The sequence below is a fragment of the Terrabacter tumescens genome (assembly GCF_014646815.1).
In the GTDB taxonomy this organism is placed as follows: Bacteria; Actinomycetota; Actinomycetes; order Actinomycetales; family Dermatophilaceae; genus Terrabacter; species Terrabacter tumescens.
Genome location: NZ_BMNZ01000012.1, coordinates 12,760 through 36,268 on the forward strand (window position 1 = coordinate 12,760; position 23,509 = coordinate 36,268).

Annotated in this window: 23 protein-coding genes; 7 read left to right on the forward strand and 16 right to left on the reverse strand. The window is 66.0% G+C overall.

The window, feature by feature from the left end; all coding sequences use genetic code 11:
• Position 1: 1 nt before the first annotated feature.
• The 8 genes from IEY30_RS20740 to IEY30_RS20775 all read right to left on the reverse strand — a co-directional run bounded on the left by IEY30_RS20740 (position 2) and on the right by IEY30_RS20775 (position 7,535).
• Entirely contained in the window at positions 2-1,990 is a 1,989-nt protein-coding gene (locus tag IEY30_RS20740) for a type II secretion system F family protein (protein ID WP_030203454.1), read from the reverse strand.
• Positions 1,987-3,384, reverse strand: a complete 1,398-nt coding sequence (locus IEY30_RS20745) for a TadA family conjugal transfer-associated ATPase (protein ID WP_030203456.1) — start codon at positions 3,382-3,384, stop codon at positions 1,987-1,989. Before IEY30_RS20745 ends, IEY30_RS20740 begins: the two co-directional genes overlap by 4 nt.
• Positions 3,381-4,460 (reverse strand): CpaE/TadZ family protein, encoded by a 1,080-nt coding sequence (locus IEY30_RS20750; RefSeq protein WP_229675129.1) that lies wholly within the window; start codon positions 4,458-4,460, stop codon positions 3,381-3,383. The genes IEY30_RS20745 and IEY30_RS20750 overlap by 4 nt, the downstream gene beginning before the upstream one ends.
• 89 nt (positions 4,461-4,549) lie before the next feature.
• Positions 4,550-5,347, reverse strand: coding sequence for a Flp pilus assembly protein CpaB (cpaB, locus tag IEY30_RS20755; protein WP_030203460.1), 798 nt, complete (start codon positions 5,345-5,347; stop codon positions 4,550-4,552).
• A 42-nt stretch (positions 5,348-5,389) separates the two neighbouring features.
• Positions 5,390-6,592 (reverse strand): pilus assembly protein TadG-related protein, encoded by a 1,203-nt coding sequence (locus IEY30_RS20760; protein ID WP_156035500.1) that lies wholly within the window; start codon positions 6,590-6,592, stop codon positions 5,390-5,392.
• Positions 6,580-6,987: a TadE/TadG family type IV pilus assembly protein gene (locus IEY30_RS20765; protein ID WP_081920684.1), complete on the reverse strand. Its 408-nt coding sequence runs from the start codon at positions 6,985-6,987 to the stop codon at positions 6,580-6,582. Before IEY30_RS20765 ends, IEY30_RS20760 begins: the two co-directional genes overlap by 13 nt.
• A 70-nt stretch (positions 6,988-7,057) precedes the next feature.
• Complete coding sequence (locus IEY30_RS20770; RefSeq protein ID WP_030203464.1) at positions 7,058-7,228, reverse strand: Flp family type IVb pilin; 171 nt, start codon at positions 7,226-7,228, stop codon at positions 7,058-7,060.
• A 124-nt stretch (positions 7,229-7,352) separates the two neighbouring features.
• Entirely contained in the window at positions 7,353-7,535 is a 183-nt protein-coding gene (locus IEY30_RS20775; protein ID WP_030203466.1) for a Flp family type IVb pilin, read from the reverse strand.
• Positions 7,536-7,751: 216 nt separating this feature from the next.
• Here IEY30_RS20775 and IEY30_RS20780 point away from each other — a divergent pair, with 216 nt between their 5' ends.
• Complete coding sequence (locus IEY30_RS20780) at positions 7,752-9,134, forward strand: hypothetical protein (RefSeq protein WP_156035501.1); 1,383 nt, start codon at positions 7,752-7,754, stop codon at positions 9,132-9,134.
• On the opposite strand, the gene IEY30_RS20785 is transcribed toward IEY30_RS20780, so the two are convergent.
• A complete protein-coding gene (locus tag IEY30_RS20785; RefSeq protein ID WP_030203469.1) occupies positions 9,135-10,463 on the reverse strand; it encodes a putative hexosyltransferase in 1,329 nt (442 codons plus the stop codon).
• 185 nt (positions 10,464-10,648) lie between these two features.
• Between IEY30_RS20785 and IEY30_RS20790 the strand changes: the two genes are divergently transcribed.
• Together IEY30_RS20790 and IEY30_RS20795 are read left to right on the forward strand one after the other, a co-directional pair.
• Positions 10,649-11,407, forward strand: coding sequence for a glycosyltransferase family 2 protein (locus IEY30_RS20790; protein WP_052359064.1), 759 nt, complete (start codon positions 10,649-10,651; stop codon positions 11,405-11,407).
• Complete coding sequence (locus IEY30_RS20795) at positions 11,404-11,784, forward strand: DUF2304 domain-containing protein (RefSeq protein ID WP_052359066.1); 381 nt, start codon at positions 11,404-11,406, stop codon at positions 11,782-11,784. Before IEY30_RS20790 ends, IEY30_RS20795 begins: the two co-directional genes overlap by 4 nt.
• A 44-nt stretch (positions 11,785-11,828) precedes the next feature.
• Here IEY30_RS20795 and IEY30_RS20800 read toward each other — a convergent pair whose 3' ends face one another.
• The 6 genes from IEY30_RS20800 to IEY30_RS20825 all read right to left on the reverse strand — a co-directional run bounded on the left by IEY30_RS20800 (position 11,829) and on the right by IEY30_RS20825 (position 18,199).
• Entirely contained in the window at positions 11,829-12,791 is a 963-nt protein-coding gene (locus tag IEY30_RS20800; protein ID WP_030203475.1) for a GDP-L-fucose synthase family protein, read from the reverse strand.
• Positions 12,788-13,576: a glycosyltransferase gene (locus tag IEY30_RS20805; RefSeq protein WP_162181038.1), complete on the reverse strand. Its 789-nt coding sequence runs from the start codon at positions 13,574-13,576 to the stop codon at positions 12,788-12,790. The genes IEY30_RS20800 and IEY30_RS20805 overlap by 4 nt, the downstream gene beginning before the upstream one ends.
• Entirely contained in the window at positions 13,569-14,588 is a 1,020-nt protein-coding gene (gene gmd, locus IEY30_RS20810) for a GDP-mannose 4,6-dehydratase (RefSeq protein WP_030203480.1), read from the reverse strand. The genes IEY30_RS20805 and gmd overlap by 8 nt, the downstream gene beginning before the upstream one ends.
• 99 nt (positions 14,589-14,687) lie before the next feature.
• A complete protein-coding gene (locus tag IEY30_RS20815; protein ID WP_052359068.1) occupies positions 14,688-15,626 on the reverse strand; it encodes an NAD-dependent epimerase/dehydratase family protein in 939 nt (312 codons plus the stop codon).
• Positions 15,623-16,711, reverse strand: coding sequence for a glycosyltransferase (locus tag IEY30_RS20820; protein WP_373286747.1), 1,089 nt, complete (start codon positions 16,709-16,711; stop codon positions 15,623-15,625). The genes IEY30_RS20815 and IEY30_RS20820 overlap by 4 nt, the downstream gene beginning before the upstream one ends.
• Positions 16,712-16,840: 129 nt before the next feature.
• On the reverse strand, positions 16,841-18,199 hold the full coding sequence (locus IEY30_RS20825; RefSeq protein ID WP_156035503.1) for a DegT/DnrJ/EryC1/StrS family aminotransferase: 1,359 nt from the start codon (positions 18,197-18,199) through the stop codon (positions 16,841-16,843).
• 131 nt (positions 18,200-18,330) lie between these two features.
• Here IEY30_RS20825 and IEY30_RS20830 point away from each other — a divergent pair, with 131 nt between their 5' ends.
• Positions 18,331-19,539, forward strand: coding sequence for a lipopolysaccharide biosynthesis protein (locus IEY30_RS20830; protein WP_156035504.1), 1,209 nt, complete (start codon positions 18,331-18,333; stop codon positions 19,537-19,539).
• A gap of 9 nt (positions 19,540-19,548) precedes the next feature.
• Here IEY30_RS20830 and IEY30_RS20835 read toward each other — a convergent pair whose 3' ends face one another.
• A complete protein-coding gene (locus IEY30_RS20835) occupies positions 19,549-19,791 on the reverse strand; it encodes a hypothetical protein (RefSeq protein ID WP_030203499.1) in 243 nt (80 codons plus the stop codon).
• 326 nt (positions 19,792-20,117) lie between these two features.
• Here IEY30_RS20835 and nhaA point away from each other — a divergent pair, with 326 nt between their 5' ends.
• From nhaA to IEY30_RS20850, 3 genes are all read left to right on the forward strand, one after another.
• Positions 20,118-21,473, forward strand: coding sequence for a Na+/H+ antiporter NhaA (gene nhaA / locus IEY30_RS20840; RefSeq protein ID WP_030203502.1), 1,356 nt, complete (start codon positions 20,118-20,120; stop codon positions 21,471-21,473).
• 105 nt (positions 21,474-21,578) lie between these two features.
• Positions 21,579-22,877 (forward strand): hypothetical protein, encoded by a 1,299-nt coding sequence (locus IEY30_RS20845; RefSeq protein ID WP_156035505.1) that lies wholly within the window; start codon positions 21,579-21,581, stop codon positions 22,875-22,877.
• A 131-nt stretch (positions 22,878-23,008) separates the two neighbouring features.
• Positions 23,009-23,506: a phage holin family protein gene (locus IEY30_RS20850; protein ID WP_043417445.1), complete on the forward strand. Its 498-nt coding sequence runs from the start codon at positions 23,009-23,011 to the stop codon at positions 23,504-23,506.
• The last annotated feature ends 3 nt before the right edge of the window (positions 23,507-23,509 follow it).

A 23,509-nucleotide genomic window follows, 5' to 3' on the forward strand; every position in this document is an offset into this window, starting at 1 on the left:
GTCACACCTCGATGTTGACGACTTGGCGCATCCAGACGATGCCGATACCGAGAGCGACGAGCCCACTGATGCTCATGAAGAGGCCGGGTGTCGTCGTCCAGAGCAGAGCGACGTACTCGTAGTTCACGCGAAGCATGTAGAAGAACAGGAAGATCGGTAGGGCGATGAGGATGTAGGCGGAGAGGCGGCCCTCGGCTGACAGCGTCTTCACCTGGCGATGGAGCGCCTCGCGTTCGCGAAGAGTTCCGGCTGTGGTGCGGAGCGTCTCCGCCAGGTTGCCACCCACCTCGCGCTGGATCCGGATGGCCATCACCGTCCAGTGCATCGAGGTGCTCTCCATCCGATGTCCGACGCGCTCGAGGGCATCGCTGATGTCCGTCCCGATCCGGGTCTCGGCCAAAGCCCGACTGAACTCTTTACCGGCCGGCTCCGCCGCATCGCGCGCCACAGCCTCGAGCGCTTGGGGAAGGCCGAATCCGCTCCGAAGGCTCGTTGAAACCAGCAGCAGGATCTGGGGCAATTGCGCCTCGAACTTGCTCGCGCGTCGAGATGCAGCGAAGCGAAGTCCGGCGGGCATTAAGACGAGGCCGAAGACGGCACCAACGATCAGTCCGACGAACTTGGCCTGTCCGGCCAAGACCAAGCCGACGGCTGCCCCGACGATCACGGCGACGACGCGTAGGACGAGCCATTCCCCCGCTCGGAAAGGCAGGTCTGCCCGTTCGATCAGCGCCATCGTCTTGCTCGTGGACTTTCGGTCCTTCATGACGCGGTCGCCCATGTCGAGCAGTTGCGCCATGATAGTGCTCTGCGCCGCCTTCATCTCCTGACGAGACATTGCGACCGAGTCACCCACCACATAGTTGTCTATCGAGGCCATGCGACGCTCGCGCTTGGTCTGGAGTGTCGGCATGAGAGACGTCGACAGAACGACGAAGAGCGCGAGGGCCAACAGTCCAGCAGCGATGTAGGGCGTCCTGTCGGTCACGGCCAAAGTGCCGAGGCGCACGCCAGCAACCTGAGGCGGCGCCGCCGTTGCCGGACCGGCCGGTGCACTCCCGGTCGGGGCTGGGGCGGTTGCCTGCGCGCCAAACGTGACCTGACGACTGAACTGGAAGCCAGTGGTGCCAGCCATGCCGGTCACCGTGTAGCTGTGCGCACCGGAGAGCGTCTTGGGGATGGCCGTCGAGAACTGCACCTGCCGGTTGAGTGCCTGGGCAGAGGCCTTGAAAGCCGCAGAGACGCCGGCTGTGTTGTCCGCTGACACGACGGTGCCGCCGTTGGCCTCCGCAAACGAGCGCAACGCACCAGTCGCGTCCGGATCGTTCGTCTTGAACCGCACCACATCAACACGGATCCCACCCGCCTTGATCTTGGTGACCGCGTCCCTGAGCGCCTTGGCCTTGTCCGTTGCCATGGTGTCGGCACCGTCGCTCAGGAGCACTATGCTGCGGTCTCCCGTGCCGGCGAGAACGGCTGCGGCACTTTGCATACCTGCATAGAGACTTGTGTCACCACGTGAGTCGAGACCGTTGATGACACGCTGAGCGGCGGCTCGGTCGAGCGTAGGCGCAAGGTCGACGCCAGCCGTGTTGGCGAAGGAGGCGACGCCGACCTTGACGTCAGCCGGCACCGTCTTGAGGTAGGTGGAAGAGGCCTTGCGCACCGTCGCCATGCCCTGCGCACCCATCGAGCCGCTCGTGTCGATCACGAGCATGGCGCGGCGGTCCAGCTTGGCGGCCTGCTTGACCGTGGTCGAGAAATCCTCGTCGTCAATCTTCACCTTGAGGGACGCCGGGTCCACCTGAAGGTCCACCTTGCTGCGCAAGGTGATGACGCCCGTAAGGGTTGATGTCGACCCAGCCGAGGTCGCCCTGACGTTGCTCAGACCGACCGACACGTCGGCTGCCAGTGCAGCGTTGACGGGCACAAGAGCCAGGCTGACCAACGAGGCGGCCAGACCGGTGGCGAGTCGGCGCGTGACGCTCACTGCATCGACCTCGAGAAGAGGTTGACGGGAAGCTCGACACCAACGTCGGCGAGGTCGGACGTGAACTTCGGACGGATGCCAGTGGGCATGAGGGTGCCGAGGAACCGTCCGTTCTCGTCGCGCCCCGCGCCGTAGTTGAAGGTGAAGATGTCCTGAAGCGTGATGACGTCGGACTCCATGCCGACCACCTCGGAGATTGCAACGATGCGGCGCGACCCGTCCTTGAGGCGCGACTGCTGCACGATCAGGTCGACGGCCCCGGCCACCTGTTCGCGGATGGCACGGACGGGCAGGTCGACTCCTGCCATGAGGACCATGGTCTCGAGGCGCGCGAGGCTGTCTCGGGGGGTGTTGGCGTGGACTGTGGTGATCGAGCCGTCGTGGCCGGTGTTCATGGCTTGAAGCATGTCGAGCGCTGCGCCGTCACGGATCTCACCCACGATGATGCGGTCAGGACGCATACGCAGCGTGTTCTTGACGAGCTCACGGATGGAGACAAGTCCGCGGCCTTCGATGTTGGCCGGACGGGCCTCGAGACGAAGGACGTGCTGCTGCTGGAGCTGGAGCTCGGCGGCGTCCTCGATGGTGACGATGCGTTCGTCGTGCGGCAGGAAGGAGCTGATGACGTTGAGGGTCGTCGTCTTGCCCGAGCCGGTACCGCCGCTGATGATGATGTTGCGGCGGCCCTTGACGCAGGCGTCCAGGAAATCGCGAACGTTGGGCGTGAACGTGCCGAACGAGATGAGGTCCGTGGCGGTGAAGGGATCGGCGGAGAACTTTCGGATCGTCAGCATCGAGCCGTCGAGCGCGATGGGCGGCACGACGGCGTTGACACGGGAGCCGTCGGGCAGTCGCGCATCCACCATCGGGCTCGACTCGTCCACACGACGACCGACCCGTCCCACGATCTTGTCGATCGTGCGTCGTAGGTGCGTCTCGTCGGAGAACCTTGCGTCGACGGGGTAGATCTTGCCGGCGCGTTCGATGTAGATGTCCTCGGCACCGTTGACCATGATCTCCGAGACCTCTGCGTCACGCAGGTAAGGCTCCAAGGGACCGTGTCCGAGGATGTCGTCGGAGACATCCTGCGCGATGCGAGTGCGGTCGGAGTGCGACAGCGGCGTCTGCTCGGAGTCGATGACCTCCTGCAGCGTCGTGCGCACCTGCGCGGCGAGTTCGCCTTCGCTGAGGTTCGGGTCGTACAGGCGGGGGCCAAGCGACGCGACGAGCGCCTGGTGCACACGCTCCTTGACGCCGGCGAACGGGTCGACGCCGCGGCGACGAACGGGCACGGCACCGTTGACGATACGAACCTGCCCGCCATTGGTGGTGGCCGGTTCGTTGATCTGGCTCGACTGACGGGCGCGCTCGAGACGGTCGGCGAGGTTGCTCACTTCTTACCTCCGAACAAGCTGAAGCTGCGCTTGGCGCCGTTCTGAAGTTCCTCGCCGAAGCGCCGTCGGATCTCGTTGTCCGCGAGGTCGCGGATGGCCAGTGACACGGGGTTCCGTGGATCGTCGAGGACCAGAGCGACACCACGGTTGACCGAGGCAGGCACCGTCAGACTGTTGGGCACGTTGGCCGAGATCGGCGCTTTGAGCGCCGCTTCGACATCGTCGGGCTTGAGCCCGACCTTGGCGTCCGCTCGATTGAGCACGATGGTCCGCGACTCCTTGGAGGCGCCCAAGGTGTCCAACGTGTTGATCGCGATGCGGAGGTTCTTCACCGCCGGGATGTCCAGCGTTGCGATCAGGATCGTGAGGTCACTGACATCGAAGGCCGCGAGGACGTGCTCCGTGAAGGACGGCGGGGTGTCGACCAGCACGTAGTCGTACTGGCCTCGAGCCACCCGAAGCAGCTCGATGACGACGTGGGACGGCACTCGATCGGCGTCTGCCGGGTCGGCCGGCGCGGCGATGACGTCGAGCCCACTCTCCTCGTGACGTGTGACGACGGACTGAACGCCTTGGTCATCGAGGTGACCACTCATGGCAACGACATCACGCACCGATCCGTGCGGCTGGAGCTGCAGGCTGATCGCGACGTCGCCGAACATCAGGTCGAGGTCGACGAGCAGTGTCTTCGCCCCGGTCGAGGCGAGGTAGACGGCGAGGTTGGTCGACATCGTCGTCTTGCCCACGCCGCCCTTGGCGCTGAAGACGGTGACGATCTTGCCGTCGCGGCCCCCTACCTGGGTGCCATGACCGCTCAGCTGCTGTGTGAGCGCCAGCGAGCGACGGACCGCATCCGCAAGGGCAGTCTGGTCGTCGGCCTGGACGACTTCGCGAACACCGCTGCGCAGGGCCTGCGCGAGGGCGGTGACGTCGAGGCGGTGGCGGAGCAGGATGACGCCAAGCTCGGGACGATCTACGCGCTCACGCTCGGCTAGGTCGCAGGCGGAGTCAAGGTCGATGTCGGGCCCGATGACCACGAGCGACTGGTTGCGGTCTTCCTCGAGGGCCCGGCTCACGCGGGGTGCCGAGTTGAGGTGGACAGCGTCACCGCCGAGCGCGAAGCGGTACGTGTCGACGGCAGCTGGGTCGTAGTCCCACAGGATTGTCATGGCGTGGTCACCGCGTCTCGTAGCTGAAGGTCCGTGACCTCGGCGGAGGGGTCGAGCTTGACGTCAGAGCCGCGCAGGGCTGCATAGAGGTCACGGTTCTTGATGGCGTGGATGAGGAGGGGGGCGTCGGCGGGCTTCACCGCAAGAGTGATGAGGTAGCCGCCGCTGGCGCCGGCGGCTGTCACCGGCTGGCCCTCGACCGGTGGTTGAGCCGCCTGACCGGAGAGGGGAGCGTCGCCCATGGCGATGACAAGCACATCCGGGACCAGCAGACTGGTGCCCTTCACCCCTTCGGCATTGATGACCTTCGCCTGAGGAGTGTCTGTCAGGTCCTTGATCGTGTACGTCTGGTAAAGCGCGATGTGCGACCCGGGGGTGACGAACTTGCCGACGCGCGCCGGTTCCGAGAGTGTGAAGGAGATGGCGAGCATTCCGCTTGGAATATCGATCGCCTTGACGCCCGGCAGTGTCGTACCGAACCGAGCGGCGAGCAGGTACTCTCCCGGCGCGATGTCGGTCAGGGCAAGCAGCGCGTTGTTGTCGGCGTTGATCTCCTGGAGCGCGCCCACCGGCAAGGCCTTCGCGGCCACAGCGGTCTGGGCGATGAGCCCAGTGCGCTGCGCGTCCTTGAGGCTCGTTCCGGAGCGGATCGGACCCTGCGCTACCCACACCGGAGACGGGGACTCCCCGGCGATCGCACGGGCGTCGGCGTTCCGGGCGTACATGATGACGAGCGCCCCACCGCCGATGGCCAGAGCCAACGCCACGACGATAGCGAGAATGCGACGGTTCATACGGAGATCCCCCCAGAGAAGTTTCAGGTGAAGCGTTTCGTGTCATCCAACAGGGACGACGATGTTGGAGCCCTTCGATGTCCCCGTCCCCACGGACGATCCGACGGGTAAGAGGCCAGATGTGAACCAGCCCCAGATGCACTTGGACGAGCACACGTTCAACTCGTCTTTGTAAACGGCGTAGGTACCGCCGGACGGCAGGCTCGAGTAGCCAGCTAGGAAGAACGACGCGACGCCGTCCAGCTGGTAGACGCCGCTCGTCCCGGATCCAGTATCGGAAATGGCGATGGGAATGAAGACCTCGCGCCCCACCCATTGGTTGAGGTTGCTCGCGGTCTTGCAGCCGTTTGGTACCGCTGCACCGGTCTCGCCGTTGACTGTTGCGTCTGCGGCGATGGACGCGACGCAGTCCGTCTCCGAAAGCCAGCCGAAACCGCCTGGATAGTACTCACCGTTGGCCTTGCGGCAGGCGGGATCCACGTTGTTGGCGTCAGCGTGAGCTTGGATCCCAACAACGTATCCGCCTGTCTTGATTACGGTAGGCAACAATGTCGTTGAGGTGCCCGGGGCTGGCGAGTACGGCGGGCCGGGCGCGTACTTGGTGCCGTTCGCCGTCATCTTGAGCCACTCGCAGTTGCCCACGACAAGGGGGAGTGTGTTTCCGGTGCTGGAAGGAGGGCCCCAAGCCGCGCGTGCGCAAGATGAGACAGTGGTGCCGGACGAACCTCCGCCAACGAGAGCTTGAGCGAACGGGGTCAAAACAGTGCTGCCCGAACTTGTCTGAGTGCGCGTCCTAACCTCGACATACTTGATCGCAGCGTTGAAGCCGGTCGGGAGAGGATTGCACTTTCCGAGGTTCCCGGCATCCGCAGCGGCCGGCGCGCAGGTGTCGGTGAAGCCTGCAACGTTCGCGGCGCAGATGCTTGCGATCGAGCTCAGGCCATCCTTCGCATTGAAGTTCGCCAACGGTTTCACCGCGGTCGCCGCAGGGTTGTAAGAACTGGCTGAGTCTGCCGCACAGCTGGCGTTGCCGCTTTCAGCGCACATGGCCGCCAAGGCCATCGCAGCTGCGTCTGCACCATTCTGCAATTGCCGACGCTCTGACATGATCTGGCCGATATCTACACTGATCGCCAACGATCCCATGACCACGCCGGCCGCCACGAGCACACTGACGATGACCGCTACGGCACCGTGCTCACGAACGTTGCGTCCGTGACTGGCATTTGGCCCTACCCACCGCATCGCATGACTCCTGTCGCCGAGACCGGGCCTGAAAGAGACCAGTTGCCTCCGACAAGCCGGATCGCCGGGCCCATGACGATCCAGTTGAATGGCGCGGTTACGGTGACCGAGGCATTCGTAGTGGCACCCGAGGCACAAGTGACGACGCCCGGCACCGCCGCCCCGGGCACCCCGGCAGCCCCGGCCAGGGCGCGCTGCGTGATCGCCGTCATGTCAGCTGCGGACGGGTTCATAAGCACGACGGCAGCACGTACACCTTCACGCGATGCGTTCGTGACCTGAATCTGGGTGAAGAAGTACCGACCGAAGTCGACGATCCCTGCGATGACGAGGAACAGCACAGGAAGGACGATCGCGAACTCCACGGCGGATGCGCCGCGATCAGTTCTGGCCATGCCGGATCGCCCTCCCCAAAAGTTGTGCAGTGTCGCCCAGCGCCCCCCGGCGTGGACGTCCTACGAAGTATCAGACCTGGGACGCGACGTTGTTGAACGTCGTGGACAGGTTGTTGCCGAGCAGGGTGACGGCAGCGATGATCACGACCGCGATCAAGGCAACCATCAGGCCGTACTCGACGGCGGTAGCGCCGCGCTCGGATGCGAGGCGACTCTGGATCTTGGCAACGAGCTTGGTCATGTCAACTTCTCCCTGGTGATGAGGCACTACGCCCGAACTGTGTGAGTTGGAGCTCGTAGGACCCCTCCACGAGCGAGTCACGGGTGCGAAGCCGTACCCCCGGCCTCGCACCCGTGGTGCGTGCTCAGACCTGCGCGGCGACGTTGTTGAACGTCGTCGAGAGCTTGTTGCCGAGCAGGGTGACGGCAGCGATGATCACGACAGCGATCAGGGCAACCATCAGGCCGTACTCCACGGCGGTCGCGCCACGCTCGCGGTCGAGCATGGTCTGGACCTTGGTCTGGACCTTGGCAGCAATCTTGGTCATGGTGAAGGGTTCCTCCCAGTGATGCAGGGCCACCCGAATGTGCCCCCCGCTGAGGGAAGATTAGGTGCCGCGACACACCGTGTCCTGAAAATGCTTGAACTTCACAACACCTTCCCAAAGTGCGCGTTTCGGACCGCCCTCAGTGAGAGCGTTGCAACGAGGGATCCATCTCGGTCGGGGTCAGGTCAGAGCACATCAAGAGAGCAGGGGCGAGTCGTGGCAGCAGCGGGCATCGAAGCGGGAAGCCGCAAGGCTTGGCCGCCGGGATCCGCGGTCGTGGCCGGCGTGCTGACCGTCGTGGCCGTGCTCGCCAGCGCCATCACTGTCGTCGGATCAGACGCTCTATGGCTGTCCGCCATGGGTGATCACATTCGACGACGTGGATCGATCCCGACTGGAATCCCTTTTGCGGCGGCGCCTTCCACCAACTGGGTCAATACGACGGTCCTCGGCCAGATGACGTTCTCCGTGATCCACGCAGCCGGCAGCCTTGGCCCCGTCGTGGCGCAGATCGTGGCGGTGACAGTCACTCTCGCCATCCTGGCGGCCGACGCGACATGGCGACGAGCCACGCCAGTGGCGACGGCAGCCGTGATCGTCGCGGTGTCGCTCGGAGCCGTCACCGCCCTGTTCATTGCCCGTGCGCAGTTGCTCTCTCTCGTCCCTTACGCCCTCCTCTTGGTCCTCATCCGTCGTCAGCACGACCGTCCGACGAACGCCATCTGGTGGGCGGTGCCCCTAGTCGCCTTCTGGGGAAACCTGCACGGCGCCGTGCTGGCCGGGGTCGCAGTGCTCGGTTGCTACCTGACCGTGTCCCGACTCCGCATGTCACCCAGGACGGCGGTCGGCGTAGGAGTCGCGTCCTTGGCGGCAATCTGCCTCAATCCGGGACTGCTCGACGCTCCCCGCTACTACCTCGGCGTCCTCGGTGGCGCCGCCACGAGCGACGACTCCGGGATGTGGAGTCGTCTGAGCCTGGCCAACCCGTTCGACGTGCTGCTTCTCATCTCCGCCACAGCCCTCGCGGTGCTCGCCCTGGGTCGCCGGCTCCCCTGGTGGGAGTACGCCGCCGCACTGGGCCTCGTCGTCGCAACGCTGTCGTCCGCGCGACACGGCATCTGGCTCTTGCTCTTCCTCGCGGTGCCGGCCGCCACCCGGGTGAGAACGCCCTTCAAGGACCCGCAGCCGCCGCCGGCTCGGTCGCGATGGACCCTGATGGTCCTTCCCGTAGTCGGACTCCTGGGCGCAGCCGCCCTCCTGGCGGCACGCGCTCCGTCATTCCGTGCCGCGGACATGGAAGCGGCGAGGATCACCGAGATGTCCGCCGGCCGTACCGTGCTGGCCCCGGAACCACTGGCGGAGTCCCTGGCGGTGGCCGGCGCCCGGGTGTGGGCAAGCAACCCGCTGGACGCCTTCGCGCATGCCGACCAGACGGCATACCTCGCCTTCATGGCCGGCGACTCCCAGGGAGCGGCACGCGGGCTCGCCGCTTCCGATGTCGTCGTCGCCTTGCCGGGGTCGCCCCAGGAGGAGGTGGCGCGCTCGGCCGGCTTCAGGTCCGCGACCGTCGTCGGGGCTTACCACTTGCTCACACGCTAGTCAGGGCGCGGGCCGCAGCTCGGTCGTCCACACGACGATGATGTTCGCGGCATACCAACGCTGGCACAGCAGCAGGACCACCAGAACGACCGCGACCCAGGCAAGAGCGCGCCTCGTCGGCTGACGTGGCGTCCCGGCCAAGAGCACTGGCAGGGTAGGCGTCAACAACAGGTAGCGCAGGACAGCCGGAAGGATCGGTGTGGTCGCCATGAGAAACGCCGGATATGCGACTGACCACGTTCGGAGCTCTGGAGACCATGCTCTCGCCGTGCGGCCCATCATGATGAGGGCGAGAAGCACAAGGAAGATCGCAATCAGGACAGGTCCGAGCGGGCCAAAGAGTCTGTAAGCCTCCTCGAACCAGCCCAAGTAGAAGCTTCTGTAGCCGACACTCCTGGCCGTCCCGGCCTCCATGCCGATGAAGGCTGAGGCGACGAGCATCCACGAGAAGAGACCGAAGACGCTCATCACTCCGACCAGCGCCAGCGACGCAGCCTCCGTTGGCTTGGCACGCCAGAAGCCACCCTCCGACCGGTATCGCAGGTAGCCGTGAACGACCACCACGAGAAGGAAGGGCAGGGTGACGAGGCGAGTCATCGACAGCGCGAGCACAGCAGCCGTGGCCCACAGATAGTGGCGATCCACCATGAAGTTCAGGGCGGCCATGAGGAAGAGCAGCGCGAGCGCCTCGCTGTATCCGATCTGCAGCAGTGGGGCGCTGATGAAGAACGATGAGAAGAGGACCGTGACGCCGGCGAGGAAGGGTCCGCCGGTGCGGATCACGAGGCGGTACATGAGCACCATGGCACTCGCGCCCGCCAGACAGCTCACGATCGTCGCCGCCACGGGGAACGACAGCGACGTCACGATCATCACGAGCCGCACGATCATGGGGTAGGCGGGCGGGAACGCCCACGTCCACAGGGTATTACGTGTGTCAGCTGCGCTCCCGCCGGGGGCGGGCAGCTCATAGCCGTCCGTCGCGATCCGCCGGTACCACTGGGCGTCCCAGTTGGAGACGATGCCCGAGTAGCCGGGGTCGGACGGGGTCGGCTCGTACACGTAGTAGTCGAGGCGGGTCCGGGTAAGCGCTACCTGGTCCTCGGCCGCCATGGCCAGGAACACGGCGTCAACGATCCGAGATGTCGCGAAGATGGCCAGCGGCACCCACCACCGCCCGAGCCAGGCGCGCACCCCATCGACGAGGCGTCGCGCCGGTGCAGAGGCCTCCGCACGGGTCGGATCCTCGGGTCGCGTCAGCTGCGACTGTCGTTCATCGCGCATGTGGTCCCCTCCGACGAGCGCGTACTCGAGCCTCGCGATGGCCATGGCTCGGTGCCAGCCGGAGACGCCGTGAGCCTAGGCGATACGGGTCACATCGGCAGGTCTTTGCACATCCCTGACCCATTGCGTGTCACGGATATGTCCGTTTGCCGGACACGGAGTAGAGGGCCGGTGCACCATGAGCGCGGACGGATCCGCCGGGGGCGGCGCACACGACCAACGGGGTAGGGATGACACAACAGACACAGGGAGGCGGCGGGCCGACGGCTGAGCCGCGAGTCCTCGTCGTCATGCCCGCCTTCAACGAGGCCGAATGCATCGCGGCGGTGCTGACCGAGGTCCTCGACGCCCTCCCGGCAGCGGACGTCCTCGTCGTTGACGACGGCTCGGTGGATGCCACGGCCGCCATCGCTCGACGCTTCCCCGTGAAGGTAGCGCGCCACCCCTTCAACATGGGCGTCGGGGGCGCCATGCGCACCGGCTTCCGGTACGCCTCCGCGAACGCCTACGACGTCGTCGTCCAGATCGACGCGGACGGTCAGCACGTCGCATCCCAGGCACAAGAACTCATTGATGCCACGTCTCAGGTCGACATCGTCATCGGCAGCCGCTTCAGTTCAGGTGCCGGCTACGACGTCCACCGGATGCGGGGCACCTCGATGCGCCTCGTCGCCGGGCTCATGAGCCTCGTCGTCGGCAACACGCTCACCGACTCGACGTCGGGCTTCCGTGCCTTCTCCAGGGCCGCTGTCGAGCTGTTCGCCCACCACTACCCATGCGAGTACCTCGGCGACACAGTCGAGTCCCTCGTCCTCGCACGTCGGTCCGGCCTTCGGGTCGGAGAGGTCGGCGTCGTCATGCGTCAGCGCGCCGGCGGTCGACCGAGCCAGGGAACGGTCTCCTCGATCGGCTACGCCGGCCGCGCGGTGGCGACCGTCTTCCTCGGCATGGTTCGCGCCAAGCCGGTCACGGGCGGCGTGCTGCAGTGACAGGCGGATTCGGTCTCGCGCTCGCGGGGGCATCACTGGTCGTCCTCACCATCTTCGAGATGGTCAGGCGTCGCTACATCCGAGGACGTTTCGCGGTGACCTGGACGATCGTCGGCGTCATCACGGCGCTGATGGCGCTAGCCCCCGGTGCTCTCGACTGGGCGGCCCAGGTGACCGGGGTCGCCGTGCCCCTCAACCTGCTCTTCTTCATCGGCTTCCTCGGCCTGCTGCTCATCCTCATCCAGCTCACCGCAGAGATGGGGCGCCTCGAGAAGCGGTTGCTCCGCGTCGCCGAGGAGGCCGCTCTGCTGCGCCTCGACACCGAGACTCGGGGTGTGTCGAATCAGACCGAGGCGAAGACGTTGAAGAGCGACTGAGGCGATTCGACTGGCCCACCATGCCGGTCGAATGGTCGAGATGATCAGCGGCGCGCGGAGTCCCGGTGAGCGGCATACCAGTCGTAGGCCCGCTCCACGCCGGCGCGCAGCTCGACGCCAGGTCGCCACCCCAGCGCCTGCAGTCGAGACACGTCGAGCAGCTTGCGAGGGGTGCCGTCCGGCTTGGAGGCATCCCATTCGACTGCGCCTGTATACCCGGCAACCTGTGCGACCAGGTCGGACAGCTCGCGGATCGTGAGGTCCTTCCCGGTGCCGATGTTGATCGGGGCTGGGTCGTCATAGTTCTCGAGGACGTGCAGCACGGCCGAAGCGAGGTCATCCACATGGAGGAACTCACGACGAGGGGCCCCCGTACCCCAGTTGGTCACGGTCGAGGCACCTGTGCGGACGGCATCGTCGAAGCGACGGATCAGGGCAGCGAGCACATGGGACGAGTCGACGTCGAAGTTGTCGCCCGGACCGTAGAGGTTCGTGGGCATGGCACTGATCCAGCGTCTGGCGTACTGGCGTCGCATCGCCTGGACGTGCATGACACCGGCGATCTTCGCGATGGCGTAGGCATCGTTGGTCGGTTCGAGAAGCCCAGTCAGGAGCGAGGACTCCTTGATCGGCTGCTCGGCAAACTTCGGATAGATGCACGAGGAGCCAAGCAGGAGAAGGCGATCCACGTCGTATGCGTGAGCGGCATCGAGCACGTTGACCTGGATGCGGACGTTGTCGGAGAGGAATTCGACCGGCCGGGTGCTGTTGGCCAGGATGCCACCGACGCGCGCGGCCGCCATGACCACATAGCGGGGCCGCTCCTTGTCGAAGAAGGCGAACACGTCGTCGCGTTCGCGAAGGTCCAGGTCCGACGAGGGACGCCCGACGAGGTTCGTGAAGCCCGCGCCGTCGAGGTGACGCCAGACCGCACCGCCAGCGAGGCCGCGATGTCCTGCAACGTAGAAGGGGGCGCTCCTGTCGAGAGAGATCAGAGCCGAAGTCACGTGCGCCGCCTCTTGCGGGCGCGGCGTGAAAGCTGGTCGGACACGACGTTGATGGCAACTCGAACAGGCCGCTCCCACAGCACTGCCAACGGCCTGACTGCGGACGGCAGGTGCCGCCGTCGGACGCTGTCGCCCTCCGTGATGGACAGATCACGGTTCGCGACAGTGAGTGCGTCCGGATGCCATCGATACTTCGCGATCCGGCTTCGCGTCGTGACGTAGCGGCCCTGTCCGCGCAGTCGGAGGAACATGTCGAGGTCCATGACGAACCTCAGGCTCTCGTCGTATGGCCCGACGACGTTCATGGCAGACAGCCTGGTGAGGGATGCCGGCTGCGGGATGAGGTCCGGGCCCCACGCGAGCACGCGCCGCGCCCACTTGCCGGCGCTGCTCACGGCAAAGATCTCTCCACGGTCGTCCATGTAGTCGCAGGCACCGAACGCCACAACTGCTCCGTGGTCGGACTCGAGGAGATCCACCAGAGTTCGCAGGCCGTAAGGGTGCAGCTCGTCGTCGTCACCGATCCACGAGAAGTACGCCTCGCCGTCCGCCTGGGCGATGCCGACGTTGACCGCGGCTGACAAGCCTCGCTTCGGATCGTCAACGACGACAGCGCCATGCTCCTCTGCGATGCGACGTGCATCCTGAGCCCCAGGGGGCACGACGACGACCAGGCGTACGTCGACTCCCTCTTGTTTGCGGATACTCGCGAGAGCCGGTCCGAGGGTGTCGATGCGCTCACCGAGGGTCGGAACCACCGCGAGCACGGCGCCGCGATCAGTCATGAGCCCAAGCCCGATGCACCCATGGGGAGCCTTCGGTCTCAAGTGCCTTGAGGTCGGCATCGACCATGATCCGAGCAAGATCCGGCGTATGGACCTCGGCCTGCCAACCCAAGGCAGACTTGGCGACGGACGAGTCGCCGATGAGCGCATCCACCTCCGTCGGCCTGAGGTAGCGCTCGTCGAATCGAACGTGCTTCTCCCAGTCGAGGCTCGCGTGATCGAAGGCGAACTGGACGAAGTCGCGCACCGAGTAGGCGCTGCCTGTGGCGACGACGTAGTCGCGCGGATCGTCCTGCTGGAGCATCAACCACATCGCCTCGACGAACTCCGGCGCGTAACCCCAGTCGCGGACGGCGTCGAGGTTACCAAGGTAGAGCTCGGTCTCGAGGCCTGCCTTGATGCGAGCGACCGACCGAGTGATCTTTCGGGTCACGAAGGTCTCGCCCCGACGCGGGCTCTCGTGGTTGAAGAGGATGCCGTTCACCGCAAAGAGGCCGTAGGCCTCTCGGTAGTTACGAGCGACCCAGTAGCTGTAGACCTTGGCGGCACCGTAGGGGCTACGCGGGTAGAACGGCGTCTCTTCGTTCTGCGGCGGCGCTGCCGCCCCGAACATCTCGGAGCTCGATGCCTGGTAGAAGCGACACTGCAGACCAATCATGCGGATCGCCTCGAGCAAGCGGATCGTGCCCAGCCCGGTGGTGTCGCCGGTGTACTCCGGCTCGTCGAAGCTGACCCTCACGTGCGACTGGGCTGCGAGGTGGTAGACCTCGTCCGGTCGCACTTGAGCGAGGAGCGTGACCAGTCGAGACCCATCTGTGATGTCCCCGTAGTGGAGGAATAGCTTGGCCTCGGACTCGTGCGGATCGACGTAGAGATGGTCGATGCGGGTCGTGTTGAAGGTGGATGCCCGCCTGATCAGGCCGTGGACCTCGTAGCCCTTGGCCAGCAGGAACTCCGCGAGGTACGAGCCGTCCTGCCCGGTGATGCCGGTGATCAGGGCACGTTTCGTCACAAGTCTTCCTTCGTCCGGATGGCGCAGCTGAGGCCCTGTCCGCAGGCTCGCGGACGCCCGGTCATGCTACCGAGGATGAAGGGCTGCCAATGGTGCAAATCAGTCACTCCCCCGAGCGGTTGCGCCGTCCAGTGCTGAACGCGCAAGGTCGGCAAGCGTCTTCTCGATCGGGTATTCCGGCACCCATCGCGTGTCGCGTCGCAGCTTCGCCACGTCGGCCACGAACACCGGCTGGTCACTGGGACGAAACCGACCGACGTCACTTCGGATCGCGACATCACGCTCGAACGCCTCCACCAGGCCATCGAGCATCTGCCGCATGCTCCTGCCGATACCACTCCCGACGTTGTACACCTCGCCCGGTCTGCCCGCCTCAACCAGTTCAAGGTAGGCCGCAGCCACGTCTCGGACATCGAGGTAGTCACGCACCACGTCGAGGTTGCCGACCTCGAGTGTGGTGGCGCCGGCCGCAAGCTGACGTGCCCAGTCAGCAAGGGCATACGCACCGACGTGTCCGGGCCCTGTGTGCTGGAAACCCCGAGCGACGACGAGGTCGACACCCGTCTGCCGCCACCACTGCTGTGAGATGGCCTCCGCCGCGGCCTTAGAAGCACCGTATGCCGTGATCGGAGCCAAGGGGGTGTCCTCGTGGATCTTGTCCGCACCGTGAGTGACGCGACCGTAGGCGAACGCGGAGCTCGCCACGAGAACACGGGATGCAGTCCCGGACCGGGAAACCGCGTCGAGCACGGCCGCGGTGCCTATGGTGTTGGTGCGATAGAGGCGTGCGAGGTCAGGCGTCGTCACCGTGTCCACGACCGCGGCAAGGTGGTAGACGACGTCAGGGCGCACCTCCGCGACCAGAGCCCGCAGTCCGCGCCAGTCGTCCACGTCGATCTGCCGTTCTTCGACGCCGTCCATTTCCGCAGAGCGCGACCGCACTGTGCCGGTGACGGACCACCCATCCGCCAGTAAGCGGCGTGCGAGGTGGCGACCCGTGAAGCCGCTGACCCCCGTCACCAGGGCGTGTCGCGTCATGCGTCGACCGCCGCGAGCACGACGTTCACTACAGACGGCCAGGTGTAGGCGCGCATGATCCGATCCCGGCCAGCAAGACCCATGGCCGTGGCCCGCCCAGGGTCGGCGATCAGCTCGGCCAGTCGCGCGCCGGTTTCGACGCTATTGGTTGGGTCGACCAGGTAGCCGCTCACGCCGTCCTCGACGTCCTCTTCGGTTGCACGGCTGCGGACCACGGCGGTGCCACAGGCCAGGGCCTCCTTGACCGGGAGCGCCATGGTGGTCGCACCGGAACCGGCCGAGGTGCCGGTCTGGAGCAGAACAGTGCCCATCGAGTACACCCGCGGAAGATCCTCGAACGGCAAGAACCCTGCCATGACGACCTGCTCCTCTATGCCGAGCTGCACCGTCAGTCGTCGCATCTGCTGCTCGGCAGTCGGATCCTGACGTGTGCTCGTGATGAGGAGCCGGGCCGATTCGTCGAGCTGCACGCACTCGGCGAAGGCGCGCAGAGCGAGATCTGTGCGTTTGATCGGCGAGAAGTCGGTCGAGTGGATGACCCACGGGCCCGCTCCGAAACGCTGTACCAAATGAGCGATCTCGTCGTCCGAGTACGGACGAAAGAGATCCGTGTCCACTCCTGCATAGGCGGGGGTCGCGTCTGAGCGGCCGTAAGCCCTTGATATCTCGCGCCGAGTCGACTCGTTGAGTGTCACCAGCGCATCGGCACCGGTCACTCCGGCACGGTCCAGATGCCCGTAAGCCAACCGAAGACCCTTGAGCAGGGTGCGCTTCCAGAGTGGGTACATCCCGATGACTTCACGGTCGTGGAAGAACGGAAATGGTTCGAAACACAGCGAGACGTGCCGCAACCCGCGTCGCCCTGACACGCGCTCAGCGATCCATGGCATCGGAAAGAAGCTCGAGACGATCACGCCTGCATCATTCGCCAGGTCGTCCACCTTCGCGAAGTCACGACGCAGGTGCGCAGGAAAAAGGGCCCAATAGGCGAGGCTTGTGGACGTCAGACCGCCGACCTCGTGCAGCGGGATACCAGCCTCGGCATATCTTCCCCGCCAAAAGGGGGAGGCCGACTCGACCAACATCGTCACCGGTCGGTCCTTCGCGACGCGGCGGGCAACCTCGTAGATGTATTTCGTGCCACCAGTCGGCAACTCGAAGTGGCTGTGAAGCCAAAGGATCGACCGCGGTGACGTGGCGTTGGTCGGCACAGGTCAGCGCGGGTCGACGAAGAAGGACGTGAAGGACTCGACGATGTGGTCGAGCTGGGCCCGGCTGAGGTTGGGATGGTTCCCGACGAAGAGGCCCCTCTCACCTACCTGAGTCGCACCTGCCAGATGACCGACGGTGCGATGCGGGTTGTCACGGAAGGCCGGCTGCACAGCAAGGTTGCCTGCGACGATCGGACGGGTCGCCACACCACGCGCCTCGAGGTGGGCACTCAGTCTGCGGCGGACGTCCCCACTCTCAGCCATGACGGTGAACCCGAACCACGTGCTACGACCGCCTCGTTGTTCCGTGACGAACTCGAGGTGGTCGGACAGGCCGGACATCGCGCTGAGGAGGTACTCCGCGTTGGCCCGGCGGCTGTCATTGAACGACTCGAGACGCTTGAGCTGGACCAAGCCGAAGGCCGCCTGCAGCTCCATGGGGCGGAGGTTGTAGCCAACGTTGACGAAGAGGAATCGCGGGTCGATCCATGGGTTGGCCGACTCGACTTCCGTGCGCTGGACCATGTCCCGCGTCCAACCATGGGCACGCATCGACCGTGCGAGGTCTGCGATGAGGTCGTCGTCGGTGACGAGCATGCCTCCCTCGATGGTCGTGATGTGGTGAGAGAAATAGAACGAGTAGGTGCCGCACTGACCGAACGAGCCGACCATGCGACCGTCGATCGAGCTACCCAGCGACTCGCAGGTGTCTTCGATGACCCAGAGATCGTGCTCTTGGGCGAACTGCATGAGTGGCGCCATGTCGATCGGGTTGCCGAGCAGGTGCACCGGCATGATCGCGCGTGTACGACTGGACAGCGCCTTGGCGAGGTCCTCGGGCCGAAGGTTGAGCGTCCGGGGGTCGATGTCTACAAGTACGGGAATGCAGCCGTGCTGGAGGATCGGCGCAATCGTCGTCGCCCACGTCACAGCCGGGACGATGACCTCGTCACCAGGCCGGAGAGCGCCAGGCATCGACGGGTTGGACAGCACGGCGAGTGCCAACAGGTTGGCGGATGATCCGCTGTTGACCATGACCGCGTGCTTGGTGCCGACGAACTGGGCGAACTCGCGCTCGAACTCTCGGACTTTCGCGCCCATCGTGACGTTCTGCTCGAGCAGCGTGAGTAGCGCGCCGCGCACCTCGCTGGCGCCGTAGAGCGGAACCGAGAGAGGACACGTGTCGGCCGGCATCGGTTCGACAAGGTCGAAGTACTCGTCGAGCAGACTGTCGATCTGGCCTCGGATCTCACGGCGTCGATCGACGCCTGCGTCGGCAGGCGCCGCGTCTTGCGCATCAGGTCCGGTCACCCGCGTGATGCTACCCAGCGGACGCCCGACGAACACGCGTATCGGGCGCAAGGCGCAATTCGAGTCGGTGACCTTCTTGCCGGTCTATCGTGACCGCACAGGGCTCCGGTCGGTGCCTGAAGGATGGGGGTCGGAGGCTCGTGATGCGCCAGCGGTCACCACGGCAACGCGGTGTCACGGAGGTGACACTGGGCAATCTCGCGGTGGCGCTGTCGGTCGTGGCGATGCTTGCCTCAGGGCCGCGTTCACTTGGGCCGCAGGCCTTCGCAGGATTCGCGTTGGCCTGGACGGCCACAACACTCTTCGGCTACGGCCTAGCCATGCCCACCGAACAGCTTGTCGCTCGGCGTGTGAGCGCGGGCTTGTCCGCGCAAACCAAGGTGCCGATCTTCCGTTTGCTCGTCCTGGGCGTCGTTGCCGGCGTGGGCGCCATGGCGTGGACCGGATGGTCTGCAACCGCTGCGACCTACACCCATACGGCCTTTGCTGTCGTGAGCGGCATCCTGGGCTGGACCCTCGCCAGTGCAGCGCGCGGGTACGTCGCCGGCTCGGGTCGGCTCGGCACCTATGCGGCTCTCTTCGGAGCTGAAGCGCTGCTGCGCCTTGCCTTCGTCGTGGCCGCAGTGGCGTTGCCATCGGCAGCGCCGTGGTTGATGGCCTGCGCGGTTGGCGTCCCTACGCTGCTCGCGGGAGCCCTTGCCGCGATGGCCAACCCTGGTGGGCAGAAGGTGTCTCTCACCCAGAAGCGAAGCACGGATGTGCGAGGCGAGCAGCTGTCCTTCGTCGTCGTCGCGCTCGGCTACCAGGTCTGCCTCAGTGGCGCCCCGCTGGTGATCGACTGGCGAGTAGGCGAGAGTGCTCCGGCGACCGTTGGGGCGTTCGTCGTGGTCAGTAGCTACTTCCGACTGGCGTCGGTGCTCGCGGGAGGCTTCACCACTCCTGCGCTCGTGTCACTCAGCAGGTCTTGGGCGCAGGGCGAGCTTGGCGAGTTCTCGCGCGGCCTCCGGCGAGGCGTGAGGGGTGTGTCCATCGTTTCCGGGGTTGCCTCCGGGCTGGCTGTGATTTGCGCTCCAATCGCACTTCCGCTCTTCTACGGGCGGAAGCCCGACGTGAGTTTGGTGATCGCCTTGGCACTCGCGCTCTCCACGGTCGCGGCGACGGCGGCGGCCGTGGCCGGCACTGGACTCATCGCCGCTGGCCGTGCACCCTGGGCAGGCATGTGTTGGGTCCTTGGCGCCGGATGCATGGTCGGGCTTGTCTCACTTGACGCCGAGATCGGACTGGCGACCGGCGTCGGATTACTCGCCGGCCCCGGAGTGGTCCTCGTCGCTCTGCTATCGCTGGTGTCCCACGCCATTCGAACGCACGAGCAGACGACACGGCCGTACTGACGAGTGGGGTCAGTGCCGAGCGCGGCGCCGGCCGAAGAGCGTGGACACACGAGAACCACGATGAGGGGCGGCCGTGGTTCGAGCGGCCTCGTCCTCACGCAGCTGCTGCAGCATTGTCTTGGGCTGCGGCGGCGGCCAGTCCTGCGCGCGTGGGTCCTTGGTGTCCATGTAGTACTCGGTCCACCCGTAGTCGTCGCGGTAGCGCAGCGTGCCGTCGCCGACGTAGTACCAACCTGCTGGCTTGTCGTTCATCGTCAAACCCCCAAAGATCACTCACCCATATGTGGGAGCCCCCCTCCCGAGCCACAATCTACGGCTGCCAACCGGTCGGATCCACCGATGTCTAATTAGTCCGATTTGGCCGGGGTGCAAGGCGTTTCGGCCACCGCATCACCTCCGTCAGCCCTGTTCGACCGCCACACCTCGCGCGCGCCACGTCCGGCTTCCGGGACACGTCCGAGCCTTGCGCCGCCCTCTCGCTAGAATCAGGGCGGCTCACGGCGACGATGCGAGTGGCCATGGTGTGCCGGGAAGTCTGGTCGGCGGCCCATGACCCATCCCCTGAAGGGACCCCGAAGGTGAGCGACCCGCACCCCACCGCGACCCCGCCGACATCGGCCCGAGACAGCGCAGGCAATCGGCTCCTCGGCCGCGGCACCTGGCGCGAGGCTCGCTTCGTGGCTGACGCGCTTCGGGCCGAGACGGTCGGCGGGGCCATCCTCCTCGCCGCCGCCGTCATCGCACTCGTCTGGGCCAACTCGCCGTGGCGCGACGGTTACGCAGCCCTGCGCGACACTGTCATCGGTCCTCAGGCCCTGCACTTGGACCTCTCGCTCGGGGCGTGGGCGGCCGACGGGCTGCTCGCCGTCTTCTTCCTCGTCGCCGGCATCGAGCTCAAGCGCGAGTTCGTCGCGGGTGACCTGTCCGACCGCCGCAAGGCGGCACTGCCCATCGCGGCAGCGGTCTGCGGCGTCGCGCTACCCGCGATCCTGTTCGTCGTCACGGCCACGCTGATGAGCGAAGGCGAGAGCGCAAGCCAGGTCAGCGGCATACTGCGTGGCTGGGCCATCCCGACGGCCACCGACATCGCCTTCGCTCTGGCGGTGCTCGCCGTCATCGGCACGCACCTGCCAAGCGCGCTGCGTTCGTTCCTGCTGACTCTGGCCGTCGTCGACGACCTCATCGCGATCACCATCATCGCCATCTTCTACACCGACACCGTCCGCCTCCTGTGGCTGCTTGCGGCCGTCGTCCCGCTCGCCGCGTGGCGCCTGTTGCTCAAGCGGAAGATCACCAACCCGTTCATCCTCGCCGTTCCCGCCTTTCTCGCCTGGGTCTTCGTACACTCGAGCGGCGTCCACGCGACGGTCGCGGGTGTGCTGCTCGGCCTCCTCGTGCCTGTCAACCGCGAGGTCGAGGACGACCCGGACCGGCACTCGCTAGCCGAGCGGATCGAGCACAAGATCCGTCCCTTCTCCGCCGGCTTCGCGGTGCCCGTCTTTGCGTTCTTCGCCGCCGGTGTCACGGTCGTCGGCGGCGGCTTCGGCGCTGCCCTGCGCGACCCTGCCGCGATCGGTGTCGTCGTCGGGCTCGTGATCGGCAAGGCCGTCGGCATCCTCGGTGGCACGTGGGCGGTCGCCCGCTTCACCCGTGCCGAGCTTGACGAGGACCTGACCTGGACCGACGTCCTGGGACTCTCCCTGCTCGCCGGTGTCGGCTTCACCGTGAGCCTCCTCGTCGGTGAGCTCGCCTTCGGCACCGGGTCCGAGCGCGACGACCACGTCAAGCTCGCGGTCCTCTGCGGCAGTCTCATCGCCGCAATGCTCTCGAGCGTCGTGCTCCGGATCCGCAACCGGCATTACAGGCTCGTCGCGGCCCGAGAAACTGAGGACCGGGATCACGACGGCATCCCCGACGTGTACGAGCGCAGCTGAGCGGAGAACGGCGACGAACGAGTGACCGTCGCGCCCGACGACACGTCGTCGCACAGGTAGTCGAAGGCCGCGCGTCGCCTCGTCGTCGCCGCTATGTTGCTCGGGATGCGTGCGAGACAGAGTGACGTTAGCGCGGGACTTCGCGCGACGCCCCGCGCGTACGCCCATCGATGGGCCATCGGGAGCGCCCTCGTTCTCGGCTATCTCGCACTCCGTCTCGTCAATCTGGGGCAGCTATGGCTGGCGTCCGAGTCCCAGTCGGCGACCGGCCCTGCGAATCCCAGCGGAAAGCCGTCCGAGTACTTCGTCCACACGGCCCTGCCTGCCGCGCCCGGGCTGGGCGGCGTCCTCGCGAACTGGGACGGTCAGTGGTACGAGCGCATCGCCACGGAGGGCTACCCGACAGGCACCGAGTCGCATTCGGCTAACGACACGTGGACGTGGGCCTTTCCTCCTGTCTTCCCGATGTCGGTCCGTCTGGTCATGGCCCTCACCGGCCTCGGGTTTCCCGCGGCAGCCGTCGTCCTCAACCTCGTTCTGGGCGGCATCGCGACGGCGCTTCTCTATGCGCTCCTACGTGCCCCCTTGGGGACGGCAATGGCGTTGGCCGGAGCTCTCGCGCTCAACACCTTCGTGTCGGCGCCTCTTTTCACGCTGGCCTACAGCGAGCCGGCCGCGCTCGTCTTCCTTCTGCTGACCATCAGGTTCACCCTCGCGCACCGCTACGCACCGGCATTTGCCGGCGTACTCCTGCTGGCCTTCACCCGACCCGTCGCCGCGCCGCTGGTCCTCGTGTTCGCGGCACATGCCCTCGCACGCCTGCGCAACAGGGACGCGGAGGTGTTCCGACCGGCCTCCAAGGTGTTGCTAGCCGCGTGTGCGTTGGCGTCAGTGGCTTCACCGTTCTTGTGGAATGCGCTGGCCTCGGCCCTGTTCGGGGCAACGCGTGCCGCGTCAGATCAGACGAACGAGCCGTTGTCGGGAGTCTCACGAACCGCATCGATGCTCGGCACCTTCGAGTTCGGCTGGATCGGCGGAGTGGGGCGCATCGCCGGTGTCGGTGGCGCGCTGACGATCGTCGCAGTGCTCGCGGCCACGCTGTGTTTGGCCGAGGTCGCTGCCCGCCACTTGGGCCTGTCGCTCGAGCTGCGCGTCTGGGGAGCGGCATACATCGTCTTCGTCATCCTCGTGACCCCGCCGACGCCGGGGCTCCTGCGCTACCTGTTGCTGGCGGCCCCCCTCCTCATCGCCGTGCAGATCCTGCCGCTGTCGTGGACGAACAGGCGCACCGGTCTGATCGTCTTCGCGGTCCTGACGGCGGTGGCTCTGTGGACCCAATGGTTCTGGATCCGCTATCTCTACATCCTCGACCCGGCGCCAGCCCTGCTTCCATGGCCCCCATAGGCGACTGTCACCGATGACTCGATCCGGCGTGATGGTGCCTGCCGTGCGCGTTCGGGTAGGGACTGCGCAGTAGGGTTGCACCTGGCAGGCGCGACCGCGTAGTCACCAACGAGCACCGAGGAAGTGAGCCGATGAGCACGGATCCCCGGCACGAGCGGACACTGGGCCAGCTGGTCGCGTCCGCGACACAGGACATCTCGACGCTGGTTCGCAGCGAGATCGCCCTGGCCAAGGCTGAGGTCTCGGTGCAGGTGAAGAAGGCGGGCGTCGGCGGGGGTCTGCTCGCAGGCGCGGCCGTCATCGGCTTCTACTCCGTCTACTTCATCTTCACGACGATCGCCGAGGGCATCCAGGCCCTGGGGCTGCCGCGCTGGCTCAGCTTCCTCATCGTCACCGTCTTCATGCTTCTCGTGGCCGGCGTCCTCGCGATGCTCGGTGTCAAGAAGATGAAGACCGTCAACCCGACGCCGGAGAAGACGATCTCCGAGGCTCAGACGACGGTGGCCGCGCTCAAGTCGGCGGCCGAGCACCCGGGCACCACGGTCCCCGCACCGCGTCCCGAGTGGGACCGCAAGGACCTCCCGTCGACGACGGCGGTCACCACGCCGGACCCGTCGCGCGACGCCTGACCG